The organism is Paractinoplanes abujensis (assembly GCF_014204895.1).
Classification (GTDB): domain Bacteria; phylum Actinomycetota; class Actinomycetes; order Mycobacteriales; family Micromonosporaceae; genus Actinoplanes; species Actinoplanes abujensis.
The window spans coordinates 3,822,995-3,846,273 of the sequence record NZ_JACHMF010000001.1 but is presented as its reverse complement, the minus strand read 5'-3'; the positions used below and the strand labels follow the sequence as shown (position 1 = coordinate 3,846,273).

21 protein-coding genes are annotated in these 23,279 nt (G+C 71.4%); 10 read left to right on the top strand and 11 right to left on the bottom strand.

What is annotated here, in order from left to right:
* Nucleotides 1-37 precede the first annotated feature (37 nt).
* Nucleotides 38-532 (top strand): nuclear transport factor 2 family protein, encoded by a 495-nt coding sequence (locus BKA14_RS17115; RefSeq protein ID WP_184951930.1) that lies wholly within the window; start codon nt 38-40, stop codon nt 530-532.
* Between the two features lie 33 nt (nt 533-565).
* On the opposite strand, the gene BKA14_RS17110 is transcribed toward BKA14_RS17115, so the two are convergent.
* Nucleotides 566-2,539, bottom strand: coding sequence for an ABC1 kinase family protein (locus tag BKA14_RS17110; protein WP_239093627.1), 1,974 nt, complete (start codon nt 2,537-2,539; stop codon nt 566-568).
* A 99-nt stretch (nt 2,540-2,638) separates the two neighbouring features.
* Between BKA14_RS17110 and BKA14_RS17105 the strand changes: the two genes are divergently transcribed.
* A complete protein-coding gene (locus tag BKA14_RS17105; protein WP_239093625.1) occupies nt 2,639-2,926 on the top strand; it encodes a DUF2238 domain-containing protein in 288 nt (95 codons plus the stop codon).
* A 43-nt stretch (nt 2,927-2,969) separates the two neighbouring features.
* Nucleotides 2,970-3,821 (top strand): SAM-dependent methyltransferase, encoded by an 852-nt coding sequence (locus BKA14_RS17100; protein ID WP_184951927.1) that lies wholly within the window; start codon nt 2,970-2,972, stop codon nt 3,819-3,821.
* A 4-nt stretch (nt 3,822-3,825) separates the two neighbouring features.
* Here the strand turns inward: BKA14_RS17100 and BKA14_RS17095 are convergent, their stop codons facing one another.
* Nucleotides 3,826-4,650: an SAM-dependent methyltransferase gene (locus tag BKA14_RS17095; protein WP_184951926.1), complete on the bottom strand. Its 825-nt coding sequence runs from the start codon at nt 4,648-4,650 to the stop codon at nt 3,826-3,828.
* A 201-nt stretch (nt 4,651-4,851) separates the two neighbouring features.
* Here BKA14_RS17095 and BKA14_RS17090 point away from each other — a divergent pair, with 201 nt between their 5' ends.
* The 3 genes from BKA14_RS17090 to BKA14_RS45085 all read left to right on the top strand — a co-directional run bounded on the left by BKA14_RS17090 (nt 4,852) and on the right by BKA14_RS45085 (nt 9,535).
* A complete protein-coding gene (locus BKA14_RS17090; protein ID WP_184951925.1) occupies nt 4,852-5,010 on the top strand; it encodes a hypothetical protein in 159 nt (52 codons plus the stop codon).
* A 203-nt stretch (nt 5,011-5,213) separates the two neighbouring features.
* Nucleotides 5,214-5,615, top strand: coding sequence for a hypothetical protein (locus BKA14_RS17085; protein WP_184951924.1), 402 nt, complete (start codon nt 5,214-5,216; stop codon nt 5,613-5,615).
* A complete protein-coding gene (locus BKA14_RS45085) occupies nt 5,612-9,535 on the top strand; it encodes a tetratricopeptide repeat protein (RefSeq protein WP_184951923.1) in 3,924 nt (1,307 codons plus the stop codon). Before BKA14_RS17085 ends, BKA14_RS45085 begins: the two co-directional genes overlap by 4 nt.
* Before the next feature lie 7 nt (nt 9,536-9,542).
* Here BKA14_RS45085 and BKA14_RS17075 read toward each other — a convergent pair whose 3' ends face one another.
* Together BKA14_RS17075 and BKA14_RS17070 are read right to left on the bottom strand one after the other, a co-directional pair.
* Nucleotides 9,543-10,085 (bottom strand): DM13 domain-containing protein, encoded by a 543-nt coding sequence (locus BKA14_RS17075; protein ID WP_184951922.1) that lies wholly within the window; start codon nt 10,083-10,085, stop codon nt 9,543-9,545.
* A gap of 129 nt (nt 10,086-10,214) precedes the next feature.
* Entirely contained in the window at nt 10,215-10,853 is a 639-nt protein-coding gene (locus BKA14_RS17070; RefSeq protein WP_184951921.1) for a TetR/AcrR family transcriptional regulator, read from the bottom strand.
* A gap of 35 nt (nt 10,854-10,888) precedes the next feature.
* Between BKA14_RS17070 and BKA14_RS17065 the strand changes: the two genes are divergently transcribed.
* The 3 genes from BKA14_RS17065 to BKA14_RS17055 all read left to right on the top strand — a co-directional run bounded on the left by BKA14_RS17065 (nt 10,889) and on the right by BKA14_RS17055 (nt 12,516).
* A complete protein-coding gene (locus BKA14_RS17065; RefSeq protein WP_239093623.1) occupies nt 10,889-11,770 on the top strand; it encodes an alpha/beta fold hydrolase in 882 nt (293 codons plus the stop codon).
* Nucleotides 11,763-12,206 carry a DUF4260 domain-containing protein gene (locus tag BKA14_RS17060; RefSeq protein ID WP_184951920.1) on the top strand — a complete coding sequence of 148 codons (444 nt, stop codon included), beginning with the start codon at nt 11,763-11,765 and terminating at the stop codon, nt 12,204-12,206. The genes BKA14_RS17065 and BKA14_RS17060 overlap by 8 nt, the downstream gene beginning before the upstream one ends.
* 133 nt (nt 12,207-12,339) lie before the next feature.
* Nucleotides 12,340-12,516 carry a DUF1059 domain-containing protein gene (locus BKA14_RS17055; protein WP_184951919.1) on the top strand — a complete coding sequence of 59 codons (177 nt, stop codon included), beginning with the start codon at nt 12,340-12,342 and terminating at the stop codon, nt 12,514-12,516.
* Between the two features lie 309 nt (nt 12,517-12,825).
* On the opposite strand, the gene BKA14_RS17050 is transcribed toward BKA14_RS17055, so the two are convergent.
* Complete coding sequence (locus tag BKA14_RS17050) at nt 12,826-13,161, bottom strand: hypothetical protein (RefSeq protein WP_184951918.1); 336 nt, start codon at nt 13,159-13,161, stop codon at nt 12,826-12,828.
* 173 nt (nt 13,162-13,334) lie between these two features.
* Entirely contained in the window at nt 13,335-14,798 is a 1,464-nt protein-coding gene (locus tag BKA14_RS17045) for an alpha/beta hydrolase (RefSeq protein ID WP_184951917.1), read from the bottom strand.
* Nucleotides 14,799-15,059: 261 nt separating this feature from the next.
* Here BKA14_RS17045 and BKA14_RS17040 point away from each other — a divergent pair, with 261 nt between their 5' ends.
* Nucleotides 15,060-15,890 (top strand): aldo/keto reductase, encoded by an 831-nt coding sequence (locus BKA14_RS17040; protein ID WP_184951916.1) that lies wholly within the window; start codon nt 15,060-15,062, stop codon nt 15,888-15,890.
* Between the two features lie 272 nt (nt 15,891-16,162).
* Here BKA14_RS17040 and BKA14_RS45080 read toward each other — a convergent pair whose 3' ends face one another.
* From BKA14_RS45080 to BKA14_RS17015, 5 genes are all read right to left on the bottom strand, one after another.
* Complete coding sequence (locus BKA14_RS45080; RefSeq protein WP_184951915.1) at nt 16,163-16,822, bottom strand: LuxR C-terminal-related transcriptional regulator; 660 nt, start codon at nt 16,820-16,822, stop codon at nt 16,163-16,165.
* 80 nt (nt 16,823-16,902) lie between these two features.
* Nucleotides 16,903-17,553, bottom strand: a complete 651-nt coding sequence (locus tag BKA14_RS17030) for a LuxR C-terminal-related transcriptional regulator (protein WP_184951914.1) — start codon at nt 17,551-17,553, stop codon at nt 16,903-16,905.
* On the bottom strand, nt 17,550-18,698 hold the full coding sequence (locus BKA14_RS45075) for a sensor histidine kinase (RefSeq protein ID WP_184951913.1): 1,149 nt from the start codon (nt 18,696-18,698) through the stop codon (nt 17,550-17,552). The genes BKA14_RS17030 and BKA14_RS45075 overlap by 4 nt, the downstream gene beginning before the upstream one ends.
* Complete coding sequence (locus BKA14_RS17020; RefSeq protein ID WP_184951912.1) at nt 18,695-19,555, bottom strand: MerR family transcriptional regulator; 861 nt, start codon at nt 19,553-19,555, stop codon at nt 18,695-18,697. Before BKA14_RS17020 ends, BKA14_RS45075 begins: the two co-directional genes overlap by 4 nt.
* A 206-nt stretch (nt 19,556-19,761) precedes the next feature.
* A complete protein-coding gene (locus BKA14_RS17015) occupies nt 19,762-22,983 on the bottom strand; it encodes a S8 family serine peptidase (RefSeq protein ID WP_184951911.1) in 3,222 nt (1,073 codons plus the stop codon).
* Between the last annotated feature and the right edge of the window lie 296 nt (nt 22,984-23,279).

The window sequence follows — 23,279 nt, the reverse complement described above, 5'->3', positions numbered from 1 at the left end:
CGGCGTCGCGTCGGCGCCGCCCGGCTGAGATGAACTCATGACCGACACGATCAGCACCTCCGCGACCCTCGCCGACCTCCGCGACCGGGCCGTCATCACCGACACCCTGCACCGCTACGCCGCCGGCCTCGACCTCAACGACGCCGACCTGCTGGCTTCGGTGCTCACCGAGGACGCCGTCGTCGATCTCGGCCCGGCCATGCGGCGCATCGGGTACGACTTCCCGCCGCTCACCCCGCGGGAGACCGTCGTCACCACCCTGATCGGCGCGGTGGGGCCGCTGGACACCAGCCACTCCATCAGCAACGTCCGCATCACCATCGACGGCGACGACGCCACCGTGCTCGCCTACGCCCAGGCGCAGCACTTCAAGCCGGGCTCCGGTTCCGACCCGGCGGTGACCCGTCACGCCCTGATGATGAACCGCTACACCGCCACCATGGTCCGCGACGGCGAGCAGTGGCGCATCCGGCACCTCGACATCGCCAACGCCTGGTTCGACGGAGACGCGCTCATGCTGCTCGGCGAGTAACGCTCGGCGTGTCACCAGTCCTGCAGATCCTGGTCAGTCCCGGCGGAACACGGTGACGAGCACACGCAGCACCAGGACCACCGAGACAACCAGCAGGCCGTAGCCGAGCAGGGGGAACAGGGCGACGCCGGTGCTGACGCGCGGGCCACCGTCGATGCCGAGCAGGAGCGTGGCCATCAGGCCCGCCGTCGCGCCGATCACCGTGAGCAGCACCTGGTGGAGCAGGCCGGTGACCAGCCGCCGGTCCTGATCGTCGGCGAACAGGCGTACGGCGAAACGCAGCCGGCCGTGCTCGATCGCGTCGCCGATCCGGTCGATGCGGCGGGGGAGACCCCGCAGCATCGGCAGGATCGTGCTGAGCTCCTGTTCAAGCGTGTCACGCAGGTTGCCGGGGGTGAGGGTGCCCGCGATGCGGCGACCGGCCGACGCCCGGGCCTGACCGACGAGGTCGAACTCGGGGTGGACGAGAGCGAGCGTCCCCTCGAGCGTGGTGACGGCCCGGAACACCGCCGCGACGGGCGGGGGCACGCCGAGGCCGTGGGCCGTGAAAGTGTTCAGCAGCGCGCTGACCGCGGCGACGCCGACGGTGCTGCCCGGCGCCGCGTACCGGACGATGAGTGCGCCCACCACCCGCTGGAGCTCCCGCTCGTCCACATCGCCGGGACGGTCGAGCAACTGCAGCAGCGCGTCGGTGACGGCCACCGAGTCACCCCGCCCGACCGCCAGCAGCAGGCTGCCGATCGCGGTCCGGGTCACCGGGTCGATCCGGCCGACCGAGCCCAGGTCGAGCAGGCCCAGCGAACCGTCGTCGTCCAGCAGCAGGTTGCCCGGATGCAGGTCGACGTGGAAGACGCCGTGCACCAGGATCTGGTCCAGCATGCAATCGAGCAGGCCGGCCGCGATCTCGGCTCGCCGCCGCTCGTCGAACCGGGCCAGGACGGGGGCGGCCGCGCCGAGCGGAGTGCCGGGCAAGCGATCCATCACCAGCACCCGTTCGGAGCTGATCGCCGGGTAGGCGGTGGGCACCCGCACCCCGTGCTCCGGTGATCCGGCCAGCGCCGCGGCCATGGCCCTCAGGTTGTCGCGTTCGACGGTGAAATCGAGCTCCTCGCGCAGGGCGGCGGCGAAGCCGGACGCGAGGCCGCGTACGCCGAAAGCCCGGCCCCACGTCGTACGCTCCTCGAGCATGCCGCCCAGCCGGAGCAGGATGTCCAGATCCCGTTCGACGACCCGGGTGATGCCCGGGCGCTGCACCTTCACGACGACCTCGGTGCCGTCCACCAGCTGGGCCGCGTGCACCTGGGCCACCGATGCCGCGGCCAGCGGATCCCGGTCGATGCGGCGGAAGACCTCGTCGAACGGCCGGCCCAGCTCGGCGGTCAGGACGGCCTCGATCTCGGCCCACGGCACCGGGGTGGCGCGGTCCTGCAGCGCGGTGAGCTCGTCGGCGAACTCGACCGGCAACAGATCGCGCCGCGTGGACAGCAGCTGACCGATCTTGACAAAGGTGACGCCACCCTCGTCGAGGGCGGCCCGCAGCGACCGGGCCAGCCGCCGCCGCGCCGCCGCCGACGTCGGCCCCGGCTGCGACCGGCCGCGCAGGAAACGGCCGAGGCCGTGCCGCAGCACGATCCGGACGATCGTCGAGTAGCGCCTGGTTCGTTCCACCCGGCGACGGGCGTCCCGCCACGCCTCGACCGGCCCGGGCAGCGAGCCGGTCGGCAGCAACACCTCCAGCACGACCAGCGAGGCCATGGCGAGCACGGCGGCGACCAACAGCGACGCCGTGCCCAGCAGGAACGCCTCGCCACCGCCGACCGTCGCCGGATCGGACGGCGCGAACGCCGACAGGATCGGCGCCGTCACGAGCATGGCCAGCACGGCGGCCAGCAGGGTGCGCACCAGCCCGACCCGGACGCCGAGCAGCCGCCGGATGATCGCGGCGAACGCCAGCACGGTCACGACGACGACGGGGACGAACAACACCGCCGAAAGGGATCGTTCCACGTGCATGGACGATATCGTCGATCGTCACGTCCGGGGTCCGCCTCGTCTGGTCGTGCTGGTCGTCTCGGCGGTCGGGGCCAAGTCGTCGCTCAGGGGTTCGTGCCGGCCGTCGTCGCCCGCGAGATCCCGCTGCGCTGCACGCCGCTGCGTCCCGGCCGCCGGCTGACGGCGCTGGTGCTCTGTGTGGTGATGGCGGTCAGCGCCACCTGGGAGCTGTTCGAGTGGTTGTCCGCGGTGGTCGGTGGATCCTCGGCGGACGATTTCCTGGGAACCCAGGGCGACGTCGGGGGCACCCAGTGGGACATGTTCATGGCCGGCGTCGGAGCGATCACCAGCTTGTTGCTGCTCAGCCGCCTCCAGGACAAGCAGCTGCGCGCCGGCAGATGACGAACGTTGAACACGGGCCACCTCCTGGCCGTCGAGAAGGGCTATGAGTACCCCTTCTCTCCCCGACGGCGTCGCGTGGACCGCGGTCCTGGTGGCCGCGCAGCGGGCCGCCGAGTCGATGGCCGCCGAACCCGCCTTCCGGGACCCGCTGGCGGAGGTCACCCTCGTCCACCTCGGACTGACCCGGCCCGGTCAGGCGCCCCGCTGGGACGACATGCCCGGTGGAATGGCCGGGCTGACGCGCCTGATGGGTGACATGGTCATCCTGCGCACCCTGTACAACGACCGGCTTCTGACCGACCTGCCCGTCGAGCAGATCGTGCTGCTGGGGGCCGGCCTGGACGGGCGCGCGTACCGGCTGCCCTGGGCCGGGCGGCGCATCTTCGAGCTGGACCGGCGCGCGATTCTGGCGCTCAAGGAGGACGTGGCCCGCGCCGCCGGCCTGGAGCAGACGGCCGAGCGTACGCCGGTCGTGGCCGACCTGGCCGAGGATTGGCCGGCCGCCCTGCTCGCCGAGGGTTTCGACCCGTCCCGGCCGACCGGCTGGGTGGCCGAAGGGCTCACCATCTTCCTCAACCGCGCGGAACTCGAACTGCTGCTGACACGGGTGGGTGAGTTGTCCGCGCCGGGCAGCCACCTCGGCATCGAGGTGGCCACGCCGCTGCGGCGTGCCCTCAGCGACGCCGAGGCCGCCGACGACGGGGTCAGCCGCGTGCTCAGCCTGCTCGGCAGCGGGCCGCCGACCCCGCCGCACGACTGGCTGGCCGGCCACGGGTGGCGCCTGGCCGTGCGAACCCTGACCGAACTGGCCGAACAGTACGGGCGGCCGGTTCCCCAGTGGTTCGACACGTCGCGGGGCGGCGCGACGCTCTGGTACTTCGACTGCGCCCGGTAGAGGGTCACCGGCGCGCGGAGAAGATCCAATTCTGCAAACCGGTGTAGAACTCCGGTGCCGGCCGTGCGAGGGCGGTGCCGAGAGCGATCTGGTCGGTCACCTCGGTGGCCGACCAGCCGTGCCCGGCCAGCCAAGCCGCCGGATCGGTGACCTCGGGGGCCCGTCCGAAGGCGGCGACGAGGGCCAGCCAGGTCGCTTTCTCCTCCTCGCTCATCAGCTCGACGGGCAGGTCGCCGGGATCGTACGAGCGGCCGATCACCTCGCCGATCAGGGCGCTGCCGGGCGCCGCCGACAGCGCGGCCATCCCGTCGAGCAGGTCGCCGGCCTGCTCCGGGGTCAGGTAGAACAGGAACCCCTCGGCCAGCCACGCCGTCGGCACCGCCGGGTCGAAGCCGGCCCCCTTGAGCACCGCGGCCAAGTCGTCGGCACCCACCTCGGCGGCCAGCGGCACCCGCCGGCAGGTGGGCCGCTCCCCGGCCAGGACGCGTTCCTTGAAGGCCAGGGTCGCGGCCCGGTCGATCTCGAAGACCGTGACCTCCGGCCCGAGCCCCAGCCGGTAGGCCCGCGTCTCCAGGCCCGCACCCAGCACGACGATCTGCGGCACACCGGCTCGGCGGACCGCGGCGTCGAAGAAGGTCGTACGGATGGCCACGGAGTAGGCGAACGCGCTCCACAACGGCGAGGTGGCGACGGCGAGGTCGGGCAGCGGCCCGAGTTCCCCCGCGTACCGGGCGAGGAAGCGTTCCGCCAGAGGGTCCTCGAACAGGGGGTGCGGGCGTCGTGTCTCGAGCGCCCGCGCCCAGGCCGGCAACAGTGCAGTCCAGGTCATGCACTCAGAACGGGCCGCGACCGATCACCGTTCAGAAAGCAGCCACATGGCCGTGCCGCCGCGATGCCGGAACAGATCGGAACTCCGAGGCGGTCTGGTAGGCCGCGCGGCAAGCGCCGTACGGGCACGGCGCCGCGGCCGGCGATTGAGCGGTGGGGCGCGGGGGTAGACGAACGTGGTTGCTACGAGAGGAGCTAAGTCATGCGCGGGTTCTTGGTTGCGCTGGGCGTCGTCGCCGTGGTGCTCATCGTCCTCGGGCTGGTCGTGAAGGCTGTGAAGTGGCTCCTGATCCTGGGACTGATCGCCCTGGTGGCGAGCGTGGTTCTCGGTGTGGTGAAGGGCCGGCGCGGGCTTCGGTGACGTCCGTCCGGTCCGGGCCGGCCGGACGCGGCGGCGGATCAGGTAGGCGGCGTCGCGCCTGCACCGGCCGGATCCGTCCGAGGCCTTTCGGCTGTCCGCCGAGGGCACACCGGCGGTTCACCCTTTCGGGGTGGTCCGTCTCTCCGGGGATTCGGGATGATCGTCCGTTCTGTTCCGGTGCGTTCTGTCCCTAATGTGGGCCCGTGCGAATCCTCTGGCTGAGCGCGAGCGTCGTCCTGGTCGGGGTAGGTGTCGCCTTCGGACTGGCACGGTTGCAGGACGCCGACATGTGGGGCAGCGTGATCGGCGCGCTCGCCGGGGTCCTCGGGCTGGGCCTGACCGGCTATGGCCTGACCCGGGCCCGCCGCGGCCCGGCCCCGCAGGTCGTCGGCCGGTCGGTCGTGGGCGGTGGTGTGGCACAGGTGCGCGGGGTGCGGGGCAATGTGCGCATCGGCGGTCCGACGGTCCTGGCCCCGCCGGACGCGCCCGGCCCCAGCCGGGCCAACGCGAGCCCCGCGGACGGGCAGAGCGTGCACGGCACATGGGTGTCCGGACCGGTGCGGCAGGTGGACGATGTCGGTGGCGACGCCGACATCGACACGTGAGCTGGCCGGGGTGGTTGTCGCGGGGCGACGGCCACGGGGTGCACGGCAGTGTGGTCTTCGGCGACGTCATCCAGGTGTCGGCGGTCAAAGGCAGTGTGAACGTAGGAGTCGGCCGGCCGCTGTACCGGATCACCGGGGCGGCGCCGGCGCAGCTCAACCGGGACCAGGCGCAGCGCCAGCCGAGCCGGTTGTTGCTGGCCCGCTATGGTGTCGTCCCCTTCGCCGGCCGTGCCGAGGAACTGGCCGCCGCAGCCGCCTGGCTCGCTGACGAGACCCCCACGGCCGTACGTCTCCTGCATGCCGGGGGCGGTCAGGGCAAGACCAGACTGGCCGGTGAGATCACCGCACGCTGCGCGGCCCAGGGCTGGACGGTGTGGCGGGCCGGACACGCACCCGGCGGCGGGCGTGCCTCCAAGGTCGAGCTGACCAGCGCGCCGGTGCTGGTCGTCGTGGACTATGCGGATCGGTGGCCGCTCAGTGTCCTGGAGTCGCTTCTGCTCGATCTCAATGAGCTGGGCTCGATCGCGCGGACCACCATGCGGGTTCTCTGCCTGGCCCGCTCCCACCGGCTCTGGTGGTCGTCGCTGACCAGCCTCATCGAGCACAACGGGATAGAGAGCGACGACCGGCCGCTCGGCACGCTGACCGTCGACCGGGCCGGCGACATCCTCTTCACCGAGGCGGCCACCCGGTTCGCGGCAATGCTCGGCGTCGACCGGCCCGGGTGGACGCCACCGGACGGCTTCGACGCGCGCCAGTTCCGGCAGATCCTCGGTGTGCACATGGCCGCGCTGGCCGCTGTCGAGGCCCACCGGCACGGCGACCGGGCGCCCGTCGAGCCGCACGCGGTCTCGGCCTACCTGCTGGGCCGTGAATACGCCTACTGGTACGGCCGGGACCGGGACCAGGACGCGCGGGCGCAGAGCCTGCAGCGGGCGACCTGCACCGCGTACCTGGCCGGTCCGCTCGCCGAAAAGCCGGCCCAGGAGGCCCTGCTGCGCGTGGGGCTGGCCGCCCGGGAGGAGGCCGCGCGGCGCCTGCTCGACGATCACCGCGACCTGTATCCGCCCGAGGACGACAGTCTGGTCTTCGAGCCGCTCGCCCCCGACCGGTTGGGCGAGGATCTGATCGCGCTCTCGACACCCGGCCACCGGGTGCGTGCCGCGGTCGCCGCCACCGACGACTGGACGCTCGGGGCGGTCCGGATGCTCCTGCGCACCGTTCCCGAACCGCCCGTCTGGGCCCCGGTCGCAGTGACCAGGCTGGTGGAGACCGCGCGCCGCTGGCCGCACGTCGCCACCGAGATGCTGTACCCGATCCTGCGCCAGGCGCCGATGCTGGCCGTCGACGCGGGCGGGGTGACCCTTTCGCGGCTGGCCGAGATCCCGGTGGTCGACGCCGACCTGCTGGAGACCATCGAGGCCCACCTGCCCGAGGAACGACCGATCGACCTGGACGTCGCGGCCGCCGCCATCTCGACGACGCTGACCGACCATCGCCTGGGCGCCACCGTCGAAGTCGCCGAACGCGCTCAGCTGCACCACGACCATGCGTGGCGGATGAGCGAGACGCGTCAGCGCGAGGCCGCGGCGGAAGCCGGCCGGGCGGCGGCTGATCTCTACCGCTGGCTCGCCGGCGACGATCCCCTCTACTGCCCCGACCTGGTGGAGTCGCTGGACTCCCTGGGCTGGTTCCTGGCCGACGTGCACCGGCTGGAGGAGGCGCTCGCCGTGGCGCAGGAGGCCGTGCAGGTGGCCCGGCAGCTGGTGGCGCGGCGGCCGGACGAGTTCGAGCCGCATCTGGCCCGCTCGTTGACGCTGCTGTGCCCCCGCCACACCGCGCTGGGCCAGGCCGAGGCCGCGGTCGCCGCCGCGGAGGAGGCAGTCGGGATCTACCGTTCGCTCGCCGAGCGTGACCCGTACGAGTATCTGCCCCGGCTCGCCCCATCGCTGAGCACGCTGGGGCTCGGGCTGACCCGCGACGATGAGCGGGCGCTCGCGCTGACCCGCGAGTCCGTGGACATCTACCGCCGGCTACTCGCCGACGAGCGCACCGAGTTCCGGCCGGAACTCGCCGACACGCTGGACAAACTTGGTTTGCTGCAGGCCCGTCTGGGCCGCGACGACCAGGCGCTGACCGCCTACCGGGAGGCGGTCGCCCTCTACGAGGGCCTGTCCGGCGAGAATCCCACTCGGCATCTGCCGTCGCAGGCGGCGGTGCTGACTCATCTGCAGAACGCCCTGGCCGTGGCCGGCCGGCGCGACGAGTCGCTCGCCGTCGCCGAGCAGGCCGTCGAGATCTGCGGCCGGGCCGCCCGGGCCAACCCGGCCTATCGCTCCGACCTGGCCGACGCGCTGAGCAATCTTGGGTTCCGGTTGCGATGGCTGGGCCGGCCGGCGCACGCGCTTGCCCACATCGAGGCCGCGGTCGACCTCTACCGGCAGCTCGCGTCGCGGTCACCCGGCCTGCACCTTCCCGGCCTGGCGGCGGAGCTGGTCACCCAGAGCGAGCACCTGATCGGGGCGGGACGGTGGGACCGGGCGCTGCGCGTCATGCGGGAGGCGGTGCACATCCACCGGCGCCTGGCCGCTGACGGTTCCGCCACCGCCGTACGTGATCTCGCCCGCTGCCTGGCCGAGTTGGCTGCGCAGCACGGCCGCCGGGGTCAGGCCGGCGAGGCCCTGGTCGCGGCGGACGAAACGGTCGCTCTCTTCCGAGGGCTGGCCGCGCGGAGCCCGGAAACCTATCTGATGGACTTGGCGATCTCTCTGCGCGCTCTGGGCGAGCAGGAGGCGGCCGCGGGCCGGGTCACGGCGACGGAGTCGTTGCAGGCCGCGGTCGACATCGGCCGGGGTCTGGCCGGCGCGGATCCGGACCACCTGGGCGAGTTGGCCCGGTCGCTGGAGGTCCTGCGCGATCACCTGGCCGCCCGGGACGGGCCGCGCGCCCGCGCCCTCGGCGCTGAGGCGGTGCGCATCCATCGGCGGCTGGGGTCGGCGGCCGCCCCGGTGGCCCGCCGGACCTCCCTGCTCGATGCGCTGGAGGCCCTGAACGATCGTCTCGCGCCGATCAGCCGGCACGTGGAAGCCCTGGCCGTGGTCGACGAGATGATCGGTATTCATCGGCAGCTGGTCGCCGGCGACCCGGTCGAGTACGGACCCGGACTGGCCGGCTGCCTGATGACCCGAGGCCACCACCTGCGGGCGCTGGACCGCCGGGAGGAGACGCTCGCCTGTTATGCCGAGGCAGCCGATCTGTACCGGCAGTCGGCGTTGGACCCGCCGCTGGCGAAAGCCCTCGACATCCTGACCTTTCAGCTGGAGGAATGGAACCGGTGGGCGGCCGCGTTGCCGCCCCTGCGCGAGCTCGTCGCGGTTCGCCGGAGGCTGGCCGCCGATGATCAGGGCACCTATGCGCCCGAGGTCCCCCGGTCGCTGCTCGACCTCAGCAGCTGCCTCGGCGTGCTGCATCGGCCCGGTGAGGCCCTCGGTCCGGCCGGCGAAGCGGTCCGTCTCTACCAACAGCTGGCGGCGGCCGACCCGGACCGGTACCTGCTTCTGCTGGCGCAGGCGGAGGAGGAACTGGCCGGCCACCTCGACGCGGCGGGCCGCCGGGACGAGGCGATCGATCCGCTGCGAGCAGCCGTCCGCATCCACCGCCGCTTGCACCGCCGTACCGACCTGGCCCGCGGGCTCGGCGACCTCGGCCGCCGCCTGGGCTCGCAGGGGCAATGGGCCCAGGCCGAGCCTTTACTCCGGGAAGCCGTGCACCTCTTCGAGATCCTGACCGGAAGGGACCCGCGCCACCGGCCCGCCCTGGCCCGCTGCCTCACCGACCTGGGGAACTGCTTCGCGGCACTCTACGGGCTCGAACGGTCGCGACCCATCACGCAGCGGGCCGCGGCGCTCCGGCGGCAATGATCGAGGTTCACTGGAGGGTAGCGGCGCCGAACGAGACGGAGAAACGTTTGCACCAGATGCTGACGCTGCGGAAGTCACTCGGGTCGATGTCCGCGCGCAGCCGGTAGACCTGATCGCCGCGATTGCCCTTGAGCCGTCCCAGCTCCGCGTACACGCCGTCGTCGAAAACACGCCAGCCGCCGGCGTCCGGGCGTACGGGTTGGTCGGACAGCCATACCCTCAGGTCAGGGCCGTCGGACGTGGTGAGGCCGACCAATTCCAGTTGGTGGCTGCCGTCCGGGTTGCGCACGAGACGTGCGGTGCCGGTGGTGTCGTGTTCGTGCGTGACGAAGGTTCCTTGCCCGAGCACCGTCACGGCCGGCGTGCTTGTCCCCGGCGACGAAGCCCGGGAGCGCGGAAGGGCCGACGCCTCGATGGACAGTGAGTCGGTGACGGTCGTGTCGGTGAAAAGCCGCCATGGCTGGAACCAGTACAGGGCGCCGGCGCCGCCGAAGACGAACAGCGCGGTGACGATCCAGGTAAGGGGTTGCGAGAACAGTCTGCGGACCATGGTTCGAGCCAACCCGATGATGTCCGTTCGCATCCGGTTGTTCTGCTTACCGTTCCCTTACGAAGCGGTTGGCCGCCGGGCTCAGCCACGGTGGCCGCGTTGCCGTGGGTGCCGGCCGCGCCGTGCGGCTCAGTGGGCCGGATCTGTTCGAGGCAGGACGCCGTTCAGGAGGAGATCGACCGTGGCCGCCATCTCTTCGCTGAGGTCGAACGGGGCCGGCTCCTCGCTGGCCCATGCAGTGAGGGTGGCGTAGTAGGACGAGGCGAGGGTCAGGCCGACGCGGTCGGCGTTGACGGCTGGATCGATCTCGCCGGACTGCTGGGCCCGGACGACGGCAGCGGCGAAGGCGGCCGCAAGAGGGGGCCGCTGCCATGTCTCGGCCAGACGGACCGACTCGAGAATGACAGCCACGCTCTCGGGCCGGGATGCGCTGCTGAGCGCCCCGATCTCGGTGAAGAAGCGGACAAGGACCTCCCGTATCGGGGAGTCGGGACCGCCGGCGTAGGCAGCCTTGAGTGCCTGCTCGCGCCGCAGCGCGGCCCACTCCTGCAAGAAGGCGGCCTTGCGGGAGAAGTGATTGAACACCGTGGCCCGGGCGACGTCGGCGCGGTCGGCGATGTCCTCCATCGTCGTGCCGTCGTACGTCCGCTCCACGAACAGCTCGAGGGCAGCTGTGTAGATCTCGGCACGACGTCGCTCGCGCTGCCGGGCCCGGCGGTCCGGCGTGGGCGATTCGGGACTGTGGGGACTGGGGGAGTGAGCTGGCACCAAAAGTTCGCTTCCGTCAGGGCAGGGAGAAGACCTTGACCCAGCACGCGCCCCACCCCGCCTCGCTCGGCCATCCGTCGTCGAACAGCCCGTCCTACCTGCCTGTCGCGGGCGGCAGGATCGCCTACGAGATCGCCGGCCAAGGACCACTGGTCGTCCTGGCCCACGGCATGGGACACAGCCGGGACGCCTACCGCTTCCTGACGCCCCGCCTGCTCGCTGCCGGTTACCGAGTTGCCGCTGTTGACCTGCGCGGATGCGGTGAGTCGACGGCGGAATGGCGGTCCTATACCCGTACCGACATCGCCGGTGACCTGATCTCACTGATCCGCCACATCGGTGGCCCGGCCACCCTGGTCGGCCACTCCATCTCCGGTGGTGCCGCCACCATCGCAGCCGCTGGAGCGCCTGAGCTGATCACCGGCATCGTCGAGATCGCCCCGTTCACCCGCGCGCAAGCGATGCAACTCAGCAGCTTCCGCTCGCGGACTTATCGTCAGGGCGCCTACCGGATGGCCGGAACGATGATGGGCCGAGTCTCGCAGTGGCTTCGTTACCTCGACCATGCCTACCCGGGCACCAAGCCGGCCGACTGGAACGCCCGGCAGGCCGGCATCGAGTCCCGACTGCGTGAGCCGGGGCGGATGAAGGCGCTCCAGGCAATGCTCAAGACCTCACCGGCCGACGCCGGACAACAACTGGCCAACGTACGGTGCCCGGCCCTGATCATCGAGGGGTCGCTGGACCCGGACTGGATCGACCCGCGCGCCGAGGGCGAGGCAATCATCGCCGCATTGCCGGCGGGCGCTGGAGAACTGGTGGTCATCGACGGAGCCGGGCACTACCCCCACGATCAGTATCCCGAAGAAACCGCGACGGCGATTCTCTCGTTCCTGCGGGAGCACGCCCATGCCTGAGCCCACGACCGCGCCGGTCACCGCACCGGCCGAGACTTCTGGTGCACAGGAATACCCGGGTGTGGTCACCGGACGGCCCGCGATCTGGCTGCGCGTCGAGGCGTTCGCCATCGCGGTGACCGCACTCGCCGTCTTCGCCACCACCGGCGAGCCGTGGTGGTTGATCCCCGCTCTGTTCCTGATCCCGGATCTGTCCTGGCTGGCCTATCTGGCGGGTCCGAAGGCCGGTGCCTGGGTGTACAACGTCCTGCACTCGGCGCCCCTGCCGCTGGCCTTGCTGATCGCGGGACACCACTGGCAGCACAACGCACTGATCGTCGCCGGAGCCATCGGCCTGCTTCACCTCGGCGTCGACCGCGTAATGAAGTACGGCCTCAAGTACGACCACAGCTTCATCGTCACCCACCTGGGTGTGCACGGTCCGCATAAGCGCTGATGTCCGAGGCCGGCGCCGCACCTTCCGCTGCGGCGCGGCTCGGTCTCCTCATGTTCGCGTCGGAATTTGGTCGCGGGACGGTTTCCGAGCTGGGTATCGGGTTCGCGCGGCGATCGGCGGGTACCTCGACGACATGGCCGTGAAGATTGTTTGTGCGGATTTCAACAATGACTGTCCCGCTCAGTTCACCGCGGGCGACGAGGGCGAGTTGCTCGAGCACGTCGAGCTGCACACCAAGACCGCTCATCAGCCGATGGAGTGGACTCCTGAGCTGGTCGAGGTGGTCAAGACGCATCTGCAACCCGCCTGACCGGCCGGGGGCCGGTGATCAGGGGAGCGGAGCGGTGGTGCGCCGGGCGACCAGCGTGGGCGAAATTTCACCTGAGCGGTCGGCCTGGCCCCGGCTCGGGGCGCGGTCGAGCGGCAGCGGCGGCGTTGGCCGCCCGCCACATGAGCGCCTTGTGGGCCGGCTTCGCCCGCCACGCCCACCCCACGGGGCGGGGTGGGCCGAGGTGGCCCGCGTACACACCGGCGGAGCGGGCCACCATGTGGATCTAGGCCACCTGCCAGATTGTCCGCGCCCCGGATCGGGCTGAAGGCTGCACCGGCAGGACCGTCCTCAGGCCCAGTTGTAGAGCGTGACGCATCTGCGGGCGACGTACCGCGAGAAGAGGCTGTTGGGCGGGAACACTTCCACCCAGCTGCTGCTGGCGCCGCCGCAGGCGTTGTAGGAGCCGCCGCTTGCGCCGTAGCACAGCGACGGCAGGAACTGGCCGGGCTGCAGATAACCCCACGGCGTGTCCGAGGTGCTGGCGCCGTCGCGAATGGTGATGGTGCCTCGTCCCGGCGCGGGCGTGACCTCGCAGTTGGCCTGAGCCCTGCGGTCCGCGGAGCCGCCGGCGGCTGCGGCCGGCGTGCCCGTCAGCAGGGCCGACACGACCAAGGTGATCGCCACAACGGCGAACGATCTTTTTGATGAAAGGCGCATTTCTACTCCCCCGTGAGTCGATTTCCGGAAGCATAAGCCGGCATGTCGATCGATTGATGAAATCGATCATGTCAATGCGGAACGTCCAATTGACATAGTGCTGGAGAACGGATTGATGGGGCACCGGCGGTCAGCGCCGGTCAACTCGACTCGGCCGCGCAGGACAGGTCGTGCGGCGGACGCTGACCTGTCGTCAGGAAGGCCGTCACCGCGTTGTTGGCGCACTTGTTCTGGGCGAACAGCACGTACGCCCCGTGGCCGCCCTGGTCAGCGGTGATCAGCCGTGCCCGGTGGCCGAAGGCCTTCCGCAGCTCGAGCGCGCCGACCAGGGGAGTGCCGGGATCGCGCAGATTCTGCACCAGCAGGACGTTCGACGGTCCGTCGTCACCGATGCGCACCGGCCGCTCGACGGGGGACGGCCAGAACGCGCAGGGGCCGATGTTGGCCGCGGCCGCACCCAGCAGCGGGTACTTGATCCGCTGCCGGGCCACCTCACGCTGGTAGGTCCGGAGGTTGCGCGGCCACTGCGAATCGCCGCACAGGACGTGCATGTGGCTGGAGAACTTGTTGTCGTCGGCCGTCGCCGGCGGCCGATAGGACACCGGCCGGCCGGTGTCGAGTGCCTGCCAATCCTGAGCGAGCACGGGGAAACTCGCGTCGTTGTAGAGCAGGTTGAACGTGTGCTCCCGGAACACCGAGCCGTCGATGCCCTGCACCGGCTTCTTCTCCAGCCGCGCGGCGAGCTGGAAGTACTTCTTGCGAACCTGGGCGGCCGAGGTGCCGAGCCCGTATCGGGGGTTGGCCGCGGCGAACCGGGCGAAGTCCGGGAACCGCTGCTCCATGCCGAGGGCCAGCCGCCGGAACGTGGTGTAGTCGTACCCGCCGGGACCGGTGTTGCTGTCGAGCACGATCCGGTCGCTGCGGTTCGGGAACAGCGTCGTGTAGACGGCGCCGAGGTACGTCCCGTACGAGGAACCGAGGTACGAGATCTTCGGCTCGCCCAGCGCGTCGCGGATCCGGTCCATGTCGCGGGCCGTGTTGGCCGTGGTGATGTGCGGCAGCAGGCCGGCCGTCGCCGAGGTCGCGCACTGCCGGGCTACCGTCTTCGCGAAGGTGGCCTCCTCGACCACCTCGGCCGGGTTCTCCGGGTACGGAACGATCTGGCGGGCCATCTGGTCGAGCCGGTAGTCACACGTCACCGGCGCGCTGTGCCCGACCCCGCGGGGATCGAAGCCGATCACGTCGTAGTGGTCCTGGACGCTTTGCGGCAGGGGCTGCGGGAAGATGGGGTTGGCGATCAGGCCGGGATAGCTCAGGCCGGCGCCGCCGGGGCCGCCCGGGTTGGTCAGCAGCACACCGCGGCGCTCGGCCGGTTTCTTGCTCGGCAGGCGCGAGACCGCGATCTCGATCGTGCGCCCCCGCGGTTGCCGGTAGTCCAGCGGGACCTCCACGGTGCCGCACTCCAGCGTCGGGACGCCGACGTCGGCCGGGCACGGCCCCCACGACAGTGATTTCGAGGTCGCCGCATCCGAGACGCCACGAACGCCCGCCGCTGTTCCTATGGCGACCATCGCGACCAGGAAGAACGAGAGGGTTCGTCGCATCGGTTTCCTTCCGTCGAGGTGGCCCCAGTGAAAACCGTGTGGTTGCGACAGGGTCAACTGTCCCACGCCGTCACTCGGATGGAGAGACGAGCCTGGGTGCACGCCGGGCGGACACCGGAGAGATCCGCAGTGCCGAGGCGGTCGGCGTCGCCCGGGCGTTTCCGGGACGGCCGAAGCCCGAACGCTGGTTTCCTCGGCGCTGGGCCGGGCAACGCAGAGGGGGCGCCGACTGGCGCTTGTCACAGAAGCGGGAGAGGCGACATGGCCGCAGGAGAGCTGACCCGGGACGGGCGGGCGCGTGTGCTTGCCGACGGCAACGAGATTCCGCTGCTGGCGTTGGGCGTCTGGCAGGTGCCGGACGGGTCCGAGTGTGAGAACGCGGTGCGCTGGGCGCTGGAAGCCGGCTACCGCCACATCGACACCGCGCAGGCGTACGGGAATGAGGCCAGCGTCGGGCGGGCGCTGCGCGACAGTGGCCTCGCCCGCGACGACGTGTTCATCACCACGAAGTTCTACCCGGGTTCGCGTGACCCCGAAGCCGAGGCGCAGCGCAGCCTCGAGCGCCTCGGCGTGGAATCCGTCGACCTGTACATCGTGCACTGGCCGCAGGGCGGGCCGACCTGGGCCTGGGAGGGCATGCAGCGCGCGCACGAGCGTGGTTACGCGCGCTCGATCGGCATCTCGAACTTCAGCGTGTCCGAGGTCGACGAGCTGCTCAAGGTGGCCGAGGTGGCGCCGGTCGTCAACCAGGTGCAGTTCAGCCCGTTCGAGTTCCGCCGCGGTCTGCTGACGGCGTGCGAAGCGCACGACGTGGCACTGGAGGCCTACAGCCCGCTGGGCACGGGCCGGCACCTGCGCGATCGGCAGGTGGCCGAGATCGCCGGGCGGCTGGACCGTTCACCGGCCCAGGTGCTGATCCGCTGGGCGCTGCAGCGCGGCCTCATCGTGCTGCCCAAGTCCACTCACCGCGAGCGGATCGAGCAGAACGCGCAGGTCTTCGACTTCGAGCTGACCTCCGCAGACATGGACGCGCTGGACGGCTTGGACGGCACCGGCGGCACGGACCGTGCCCTGGAGCAGTCGTGGTGGTGAGGGAGACGCTCAGCTGACGGTGCCCGTGCCCGGGGCGAGGTGAGCTCGCCCACGCGGTCTGACCCATTTCGACATGGCGCCTCTCCGCTGCTGGCCCAGGTCATCCGCGACTTCCTGGCCTCTTGAGGCTCGGTGATCACCGCTCGCGCGGCCATGCTCCCCTGCAGCGGGCGCGCGGCTTGTTCGGGGCCCACGGCGGCTCCGGTGCGCCGTTTTCCGGCTCGGCTCAACCGGGGCCGGCTACGCGACATCCTCGAGTGCACCAATTCTCGCTAGCGCTGATCCCGGCGGCTTTCCGCGGTGGCCCGATCACGGCCGCCCAGCTTGGCCAGTCCGCGGCGGAGATGGTTGCGCACCGTTTCCCCGGCCGGCCTGAGCTTGGCCGCCGCGGCCGCGTTGGACAGGACGGCCGTGAGCGGGTCGAGCACCTGGCGTTCCCGCCGGGCGAGGGGATGGGCCGCCGGCTCCGCGGAAGGACAGGCCCGCGTGGCCGACGCCCGCAGCTCGGCGACGGCGGCGGCCGCCACGACCGGGGACATCCAGGCCAGGCCCCGCGCCACCGCATCGACCGCACTGAGCAGGTCGGCCGGCTCGAAGTTGCCGTAGACGAGGTAACCGCGTGCGGGCATCCGCAGCAGCGTGGCGACGTCGTACGATCCGGTCGCCCCGGTCAGCAGGATGACCCGCGAGCGGCAGGCCAGGGCGCCGATCCCGTCGGGCGTGGTCACCCGGTCGTCGAGCAGGATCACCGCCGGGCGCAGGCGTTCGGCCACCGCGGCCGTCTCGCCGACTTCGCCGCCGGCCGCGACGACCCGGACGTGGGGTTGTGTTCTCAGGATGTCGTGGAGCGACGCGCGGCCGGCCGGCTCCGGGTGGGCGATCAACACGTCGATCGGGCTCGGACGGGCTGGACCGGTGCGGTCATCGGACACGAACACGCCTTATCGGGGTCGAAGGGCTGCTTGTACGACGGAGACAGGGCCGGAGGAGTTCACCCTCGCTCGAAGCGGTTCTACTGACTGCCGGTCCACCGCATCGCCGCCTCGGTGCGGTTGGTGACACCGAGCTTGCCGAAGATGTGGTTGAGATGGTTCTTCACGGTCTTCTCGGAGATGGTCAGGCGGCGGCCGATGGCGGCGTTGGAGTAGCCGTCGGTGATCAGGTCGAGCACCTCGCGCTCGCGAGCGGTCAACCCGTACGCCTCGCGGTCGCGGCGCATCCGGTCGGTGCCGGCGCGTTCCGCGGCGGCGTGGTCGCGTAACACCGAGATGGTGACGGAGGCGACGGCGGGGGAGAGCCAGCCGCTGCCGGCCGCCACCGACCGGACCGCGCGCAGCAGTTCCGGCGGATCGAACTCGCCGTGCACGAGATAGCCGCGCGCGCCGCCGCGAAGCATCCCGGCGATCACGTCGGCGCTGGAGTCGCTGGTGATGACGAGCACGGCGGTCTGGTCGGCGAGCCGGCTGATGACGCTGAGACCGTCGGCGACCGGCATCCGGTGGTCGAGGAGCGTGACCGCCGGGCGCAGCCGTTGTGCGGCCACCAGCGCCGTGCGCCCGTCGGACGCCTCACCGACCACCCGGATGTCCTCGTCGGTGCCGAGATAGGTGCGGATGGCCGACCGGACGATCGGGTTGTCGTCGACGATGAGCACGTCGATCATGCCGCGAGCAACCGCTCGGCCGCGGCCGGCACGCCGGCCTCGATCACCGTTCCGGACCCCGGGCGTGATCTCACGTGCAGGCCACCACCGACGGGCCGGGCCCGCTCGGCCGTCCCCACCACGCCGAACCGGCCCCGGGCGGACAGGTGGGACAGGCCGGCGGGCGGGACGAAACCGGCGCCGTTGTCCCGTGTGACCTCGGCCTCGGACGCCCTGGCGTGCCTCTCCACAGTGCGCAAAGCCTCGTCCGGGATCTGGATGAGCTCGTACCGGGCGGCCAACGTCGGCTCCACCGGAGCGGTGACCAGCCGCACGGCGATGCCGGCCGACCGGCTCCAGCCGTTGCTGACGTCGGGCACCGTCACGCAGAACGGCTGATCGGGCACATCCCGGCGCAGTGCGGTGAGAAGCCCGCGGACCTCGCGGACGGCCGCGTCGGCACCCCGTGAGACGGTGGCGGCCAGTTGCTCGGCCAGGGCCGGTTTCCGGCGCGGTGACGACGGCAGCGCCACGGCGGCGAAGGACACCCCGCGTAGCGTCTCGGCCACCGAGTCGTGCAACTCGCGGGCGAGCCGTGCCCGTTCGGAGGCGGCCGCCGAGCGCTGCGCGGCCACTGTCATGGCGATGGAGGCCCGCATGTAGCGGTGCAGCGCGGCTGTCAGCACCGCGGCGCCGGCTCCGCACACCAGGACGAGCATCGGCCCGGCGCCGAAGAACGGTGCGACCTGGTCGCGCGCCGCCGGCGGGAGGTCACCCAGCAGGTGGACGGCGACGGACAACGCGACCGCGGTGTGGGCGATCCACAGCACGGCGCCGGAGGTTCCCAGCAACACCCCGGCCGGCGCGGCGGAGCCCGCGACGAAGCAGAAACTGACCACCCCGCCCTGACCGGTCAGCGGGACGGCGACCGTGGCCGCGGCGTCGACGACGACCACCGCGACGCGATGGCGCAGCAGCGCCGGACGACGACTGATCAGGGCCGGCGCGGGAATCGTGATGACGGTGATCAGGGCTGACGTCAGCCCTGCAGCGGTCATGTCCGTGCTCAGCCGGATGGTCACCACGGTGGCGACGGCGGCGGTGACGGGTCGTCCGATCAGGACCGTCCGCAGGAGGGCGGTCGCCAGGGTGAACCGTTTCGTCACCGGACCGGGCTCTCCTTGGACAGAAGGCCCTGAGCCGTCGGCCGCGGTGTCGGCACCGCCGCCAGCCAGTCGCGGAAACCGGTGAGGTCGTATTCGACGCTGACCCGGTTGTCGGCCGGCGGCCCGGACAGCTGTGACACCAACCGCTGGTAGGCGGCCAGGCCGGGGTCCGGGCGTTCCGGCCGGACGACCGTGTCCTGCCGGGCCAGCCCGGCGGCGAGTCTCCGGGCGTGCACCGAGTCGGCGGGCAGGCCGCTGTGATGGGCGGCCAGCAACTTCGCGGTGAGCCGGCGCCGGGACTCGCGACCGGAACTCGCCTCGACGGGACGGTCGCGTACGGCCGCCCGGAACTCTCCGCTCCGCGCCAGCCGCGTCAGCTCGATCCACGCCTCCAATTGCGCGGCGGTCGGGTCGTCGGGCAGCCGCGGCCGCGGCACGCCGGTGGCTGTTGCGAGCTCGTCGGCGAGCCGCTCGCGCTCGGAGTCCGGCATGCCGACGACCTTGTGCATCAGTTCGGCCGGCTCGTCCAGCCGGCTCAGGGCCCGCAGCGACGCCCGCCGGCCGCGCAGCTCCCGTTCGCGCCGCTCCACGGTGGCCAGATGCAGGGTCAGCACAGCGCGCAAGGTGGCGGCGCCGGCGATCAACCGGCGGATCTCGGCCATGGGGGTGCTGAGTTCGCGCAGGGTCCCGATGAACTCGAGCTGCGCTATCCCGAGCAGGTCATAGTTGCGCCGGCCACCGTGGCCCACGCTGACGGGCTTGACGATGCCCTCTTCGGAGTAGAAGCGGATGGCGCTGACCGCCAGCCCGGTACGCCGGGCCACCTCTCCGATCGGGTATGCGTCGATCTCAGGCATGCGGCTGGTGTGCTCCCTCGAGGTGGGGTCTCAAGTCGACACCCTGTGCCCACGACACAGTCAAGCGAGCGCCTGCGCAGGTGACGTGGGTGCGGTCACAGCGATGTCGTGAGTCGTTCCGGCCGGCTCGCCCGTCGCACGGACTACGGCCCCGGCCGTCCGCATCGCCCGGATCGGGAACTGTTGCGGACGGCCGGGGCCGGATATCAGCGAATCTCGTACGCCCGGATGACCGTCACCGTGGCCGTATTGCCCACGGTGTCCGTAGCGGCCGCCCGCAAGGACACGAAGCCGGACGCCGGGTTGATCACAGTGACGGTGCGGCGGTCCTGGCTGACCGTGGCGCGGCGCCAGGTCCGGCCGTCATCGGTGGAGAACTCCGCCGTCAATGTGCGGTTCGCTGTCGCCGCCGAGCCGGGCGAACGATCCACCGTGACCGGGATGGCGTAGGTGCCGGCGGGGGCGTCCAGGCGCGGGTTGAACCGGATCGTGGACAGCGGGAGGACGGCGTCCCCGGCCGCGGAGGAAAACGTCCACGCGCCGCTGACCGAGGTGCTCAGCCGGAACGGCGCGGAGCGGGTGGCCGACTGCTCCAGCCGGTACGTCGTGCGCGCCGGGGGTACCGGGAACGAGGGGAACGGCGACGAGCTCTCACCGATCAGCGTCCCGCCGGAGGAGAGGGCCGTCCGGCGGGTGTCCGGCCCGGATGCTTCACCCCAGTGACCGGCGCCGTCGCCGAACAGCGTGATGCCGGTCGAGATGATGTCTCCGGAGCGCTCGGCCAGATGGAAAGAGTCGCCGCTGGTGACCGACGGTGCGAACACCGGCGTGTTCCAGGACTCGTGATGGACCGAGCCCGGCGTCAGCCGCTGATCCGGCCCGGCCGAAGTACTCAGGGTCTCGCCGTCCAGTTGCTGCTCGAACTCGCCGCTCCAGCCGGCTGTGCCGTCACCGCCGACGTACTCGGTGCGCTCGAACGGCAGCGAGAACGGCACGAGCTCGACGCCGCCCGATCCGGATCCGCCGAGCGACGGCCGGCGCGCCTTGGCGCCGTTGGCGTTGTCCGCCTCCCGCACATATCGGGCCTTCACGGTGGACAGCTCCGCAGTGGTGATCCGCTTCTGGAAACCGGTGAAGAAGTCACCCTTGCGCGAGTACGCCACCTCGTACGTGTACGGGCTGTCCCGGAAGCCGTCCTCGTCGTTCTTCCACCGGGCGAACACGCTGTTGACCAGGACGGCGAACTCATCAGCGGGCTGGGCCGGCCCGATCCGTGCGCTGAACAGATCACCCGGAACGTACGAGTAGGCCGTCGTCCCGGCCTGGCTCTGACTGGTGGTCCAGGAGACGCTGACGAAAGTGGCGGCCTGGCGGGCGTCGGCGCGAGGCGCGGTCACCGTCACCGGCCGGGCCGTACGGGCATCGAGCGTGACGGTCATCGGTTTGTCGACGACGAGCTTCGGTTGCACCAGCAGGCTCGTGCCGTCCGCCGCGGAGAACTCGGAGACGAGCCCGTAGGTTCCCGCGGGAACGTTGATCGTCTCTTCCGCGCCGTCCGCGACGTTGTAGGTCTTCGGACGATCCAGCCGGATAAGCGAGCCGAAGTGTTGGTATTCGTCGGGAGCGCCCGTACGGTCGATGTGGCGGAAGGTCACGTCATACCTTTCGACGTCCCGGTTGACCACCACCGGCGTGCCGACCCGGATGTCGCCGGAGCCCGTCGCGACGACCTGGGCGTGCCGGTACCCGTCCGGTCCCTCACCACGGGTGTCGGCGACCACGTCGGCCGTCGCCGCGCCTCCGGCCGGAACGGTCAGGGTTGCCGGCGTCACCGAGAACGTGTCCGTAGCGCCCTCGACGGTGAGCGCCAGGGTGATCGGAACGGCGCCGCTGTTCCGGTACGTGAGGGTCCGGCTGATCGGGACGTCGTCGGAGTGCGGCCACTCCTGACGACCGAAGTTGACGCCGGCGCCGTCCACGGCCACCGTCTGGCGGACCGCCCGGGCGACGTCGACGCGACCGGCGCCCTGGGCGAAGCCGTCCAGGCCCGCGGTCGGTTTCGACGAGCCCATCAGCATCGCCTTCTTCCGGCTCGGCGACCAGTCAGCGTGCTGCTGCGTGAGAATCGCGGCCGCCCCGGCCACGTGCGGCGTGGCCATCGACGTGCCACTCATGCTCGAGTAGCCGTCGACGACCGGATCACCCATCACCGCGTTGGCCGCCCGTGCCGCCACGATGTTCACGCCGGGCGCCGTGATGTCCGGCTTGATCGCCCCGTCCCCGACACGGGGGCCGAGGCTCGAGCTCGGCGCCAGGTGGTCACGATTGTCGACCGACCCGACGGCGAGGGCCGCGTCCGCGCTGGCCGGCGACATCACCGTCTCGAGACGTCCGTATCCCCGGTTGCCGGCCGCGACGACGAACAGCGCACCGTGTGCCGCGGTGAGGTCCTCGACCGCCTGCTCCAGCAGGTCCACCCCGGGCACGTCGAAGTAGCCCAGGCTCATGTTGATCACCGATGCGCGCGGGGCGGCCCACTCCATGCCGGCCAGAATGTTCGACTCGGGGCAGGCCGCTTCGCCGCACACCTTGGCGATGGCCAGCTTCGCGCCCGGCGCCACGCCCCGGTACTTGCCGCCGGACCGCGCTCCGGTTCCGGCGATGGCGGAGGCGACGTGGGTGCCGTGGCCGTCGAGGTCGTCGTCCGGCTCGTCGGTGAAGTTCGCCGTCGCGGTGATCTTGCCGGCGAAGTCGGGGTGGGTGCTGTCGATGCCGGTGTCGAGCACCGCCACCGTCACCCCGGCGCCGTCCAGGCCTTGCTGCCAGGCGGCCGGCGCGCCGATCTGCGGCACACTGACGTCGAGCGCGAGGTGACGTTTGCCGTCCAGGTGGACCCGGTCGATGCCCGGGGTCAGCGTCCGTGCCGTGCCCGTGCCCGTGGTCAGCGAGCTCCACAGGCCGGCCCGCTCGGCCCGCGTCGTGCGCGTGGCCAGCAGGCCCGACCCCGGCAGGTCGCGGCTCACCCGCGACGTCCCCTGCACCACGGCTCGCGCGCCGGCCGCCCCCTTGCGCTGACCGCTTCCCGGGTATGCCAGCAGCAGCGGCAGATCGCTGTCGCCGGTGTAGCCGAACTCCCGCAGCATGGTGACGTCGAACAGCCGCTCGTCCAGCCGGCCCTGCCGCAGCAGCGGCGCCGCGTCCGCCGGAACCACGTGCCGATGACCGTCGATCAGCCGGCTCGAGAACCGGATGCCGGCCCGGCCGGGACCGTGCTCGACGGTGACCCTGTCCCCGGACACCGTCACCCTGTCACCGGTGATCAGAGTGACCGTGACCGGCGCCTCTCCGGCCGGCCCGGGCTTTGCTGCTTCGGCCCGGACCTCGGGGACGCTCACCGCGAGGGCCGCGACCGTTCCCAGCGCCATCATGGCGGCGCTCCAACGTCTCGAATGCATCTACCGTTACTCCACTCCAGAAAGGACGGATGGTCGCCGGATAGATGCGCTTCATCGCCGAATTGTGGACGGCGGAAATTGTCAGACAAGACACTGCGGCGCGGTACCTGCGACGCCACGCCTCGGCGCTGTCCGCATTGCTCAAGCAGGTTGAGCTTCGCCGCAGTCATCGGCATCCGAGGCGCTCAGGCGGGCCTGAGTTCGGCGTTGTGGTGAAGAGCAGCTCCTCGCCCTCGAAACGGCCGTAGGACACCGGTTCCATCGATCGG

What these genes read in the sequence shown, in the direction of transcription:
- BKA14_RS17020 (WP_184951912.1), bottom strand. Translation starts at nt 19,555, where the DNA reads ATGCCTGAGATCGACGCATACCCGATCGGAGAGGTGGCCCGGCGTACC.
- BKA14_RS17060 (WP_184951920.1), top strand. Translation starts at nt 11,763, where the DNA reads ATGCCTGAGCCCACGACCGCGCCGGTCACCGCACCGGCCGAGACTTCT.
- BKA14_RS17015 (WP_184951911.1), bottom strand. Translation starts at nt 22,983, where the DNA reads ATGATGGCGCTGGGAACGGTCGCGGCCCTCGCGGTGAGCGTCCCCGAG.
- BKA14_RS17075 (WP_184951922.1), bottom strand. Translation starts at nt 10,085, where the DNA reads ATGGTCCGCAGACTGTTCTCGCAACCCCTTACCTGGATCGTCACCGCG.
- BKA14_RS17115 (WP_184951930.1), top strand. Translation starts at nt 38, where the DNA reads ATGACCGACACGATCAGCACCTCCGCGACCCTCGCCGACCTCCGCGAC.
- BKA14_RS17100 (WP_184951927.1), top strand. Translation starts at nt 2,970, where the DNA reads ATGAGTACCCCTTCTCTCCCCGACGGCGTCGCGTGGACCGCGGTCCTG.
- BKA14_RS17040 (WP_184951916.1), top strand. Translation starts at nt 15,060, where the DNA reads ATGGCCGCAGGAGAGCTGACCCGGGACGGGCGGGCGCGTGTGCTTGCC.
- BKA14_RS17090 (WP_184951925.1), top strand. Translation starts at nt 4,852, where the DNA reads ATGCGCGGGTTCTTGGTTGCGCTGGGCGTCGTCGCCGTGGTGCTCATC.
- BKA14_RS17030 (WP_184951914.1), bottom strand. Translation starts at nt 17,553, where the DNA reads ATGATCGACGTGCTCATCGTCGACGACAACCCGATCGTCCGGTCGGCC.
- BKA14_RS17055 (WP_184951919.1), top strand. Translation starts at nt 12,340, where the DNA reads ATGGCCGTGAAGATTGTTTGTGCGGATTTCAACAATGACTGTCCCGCT.
- BKA14_RS17045 (WP_184951917.1), bottom strand. Translation starts at nt 14,798, where the DNA reads ATGCGACGAACCCTCTCGTTCTTCCTGGTCGCGATGGTCGCCATAGGA.
- BKA14_RS17095 (WP_184951926.1), bottom strand. Translation starts at nt 4,650, where the DNA reads ATGACCTGGACTGCACTGTTGCCGGCCTGGGCGCGGGCGCTCGAGACA.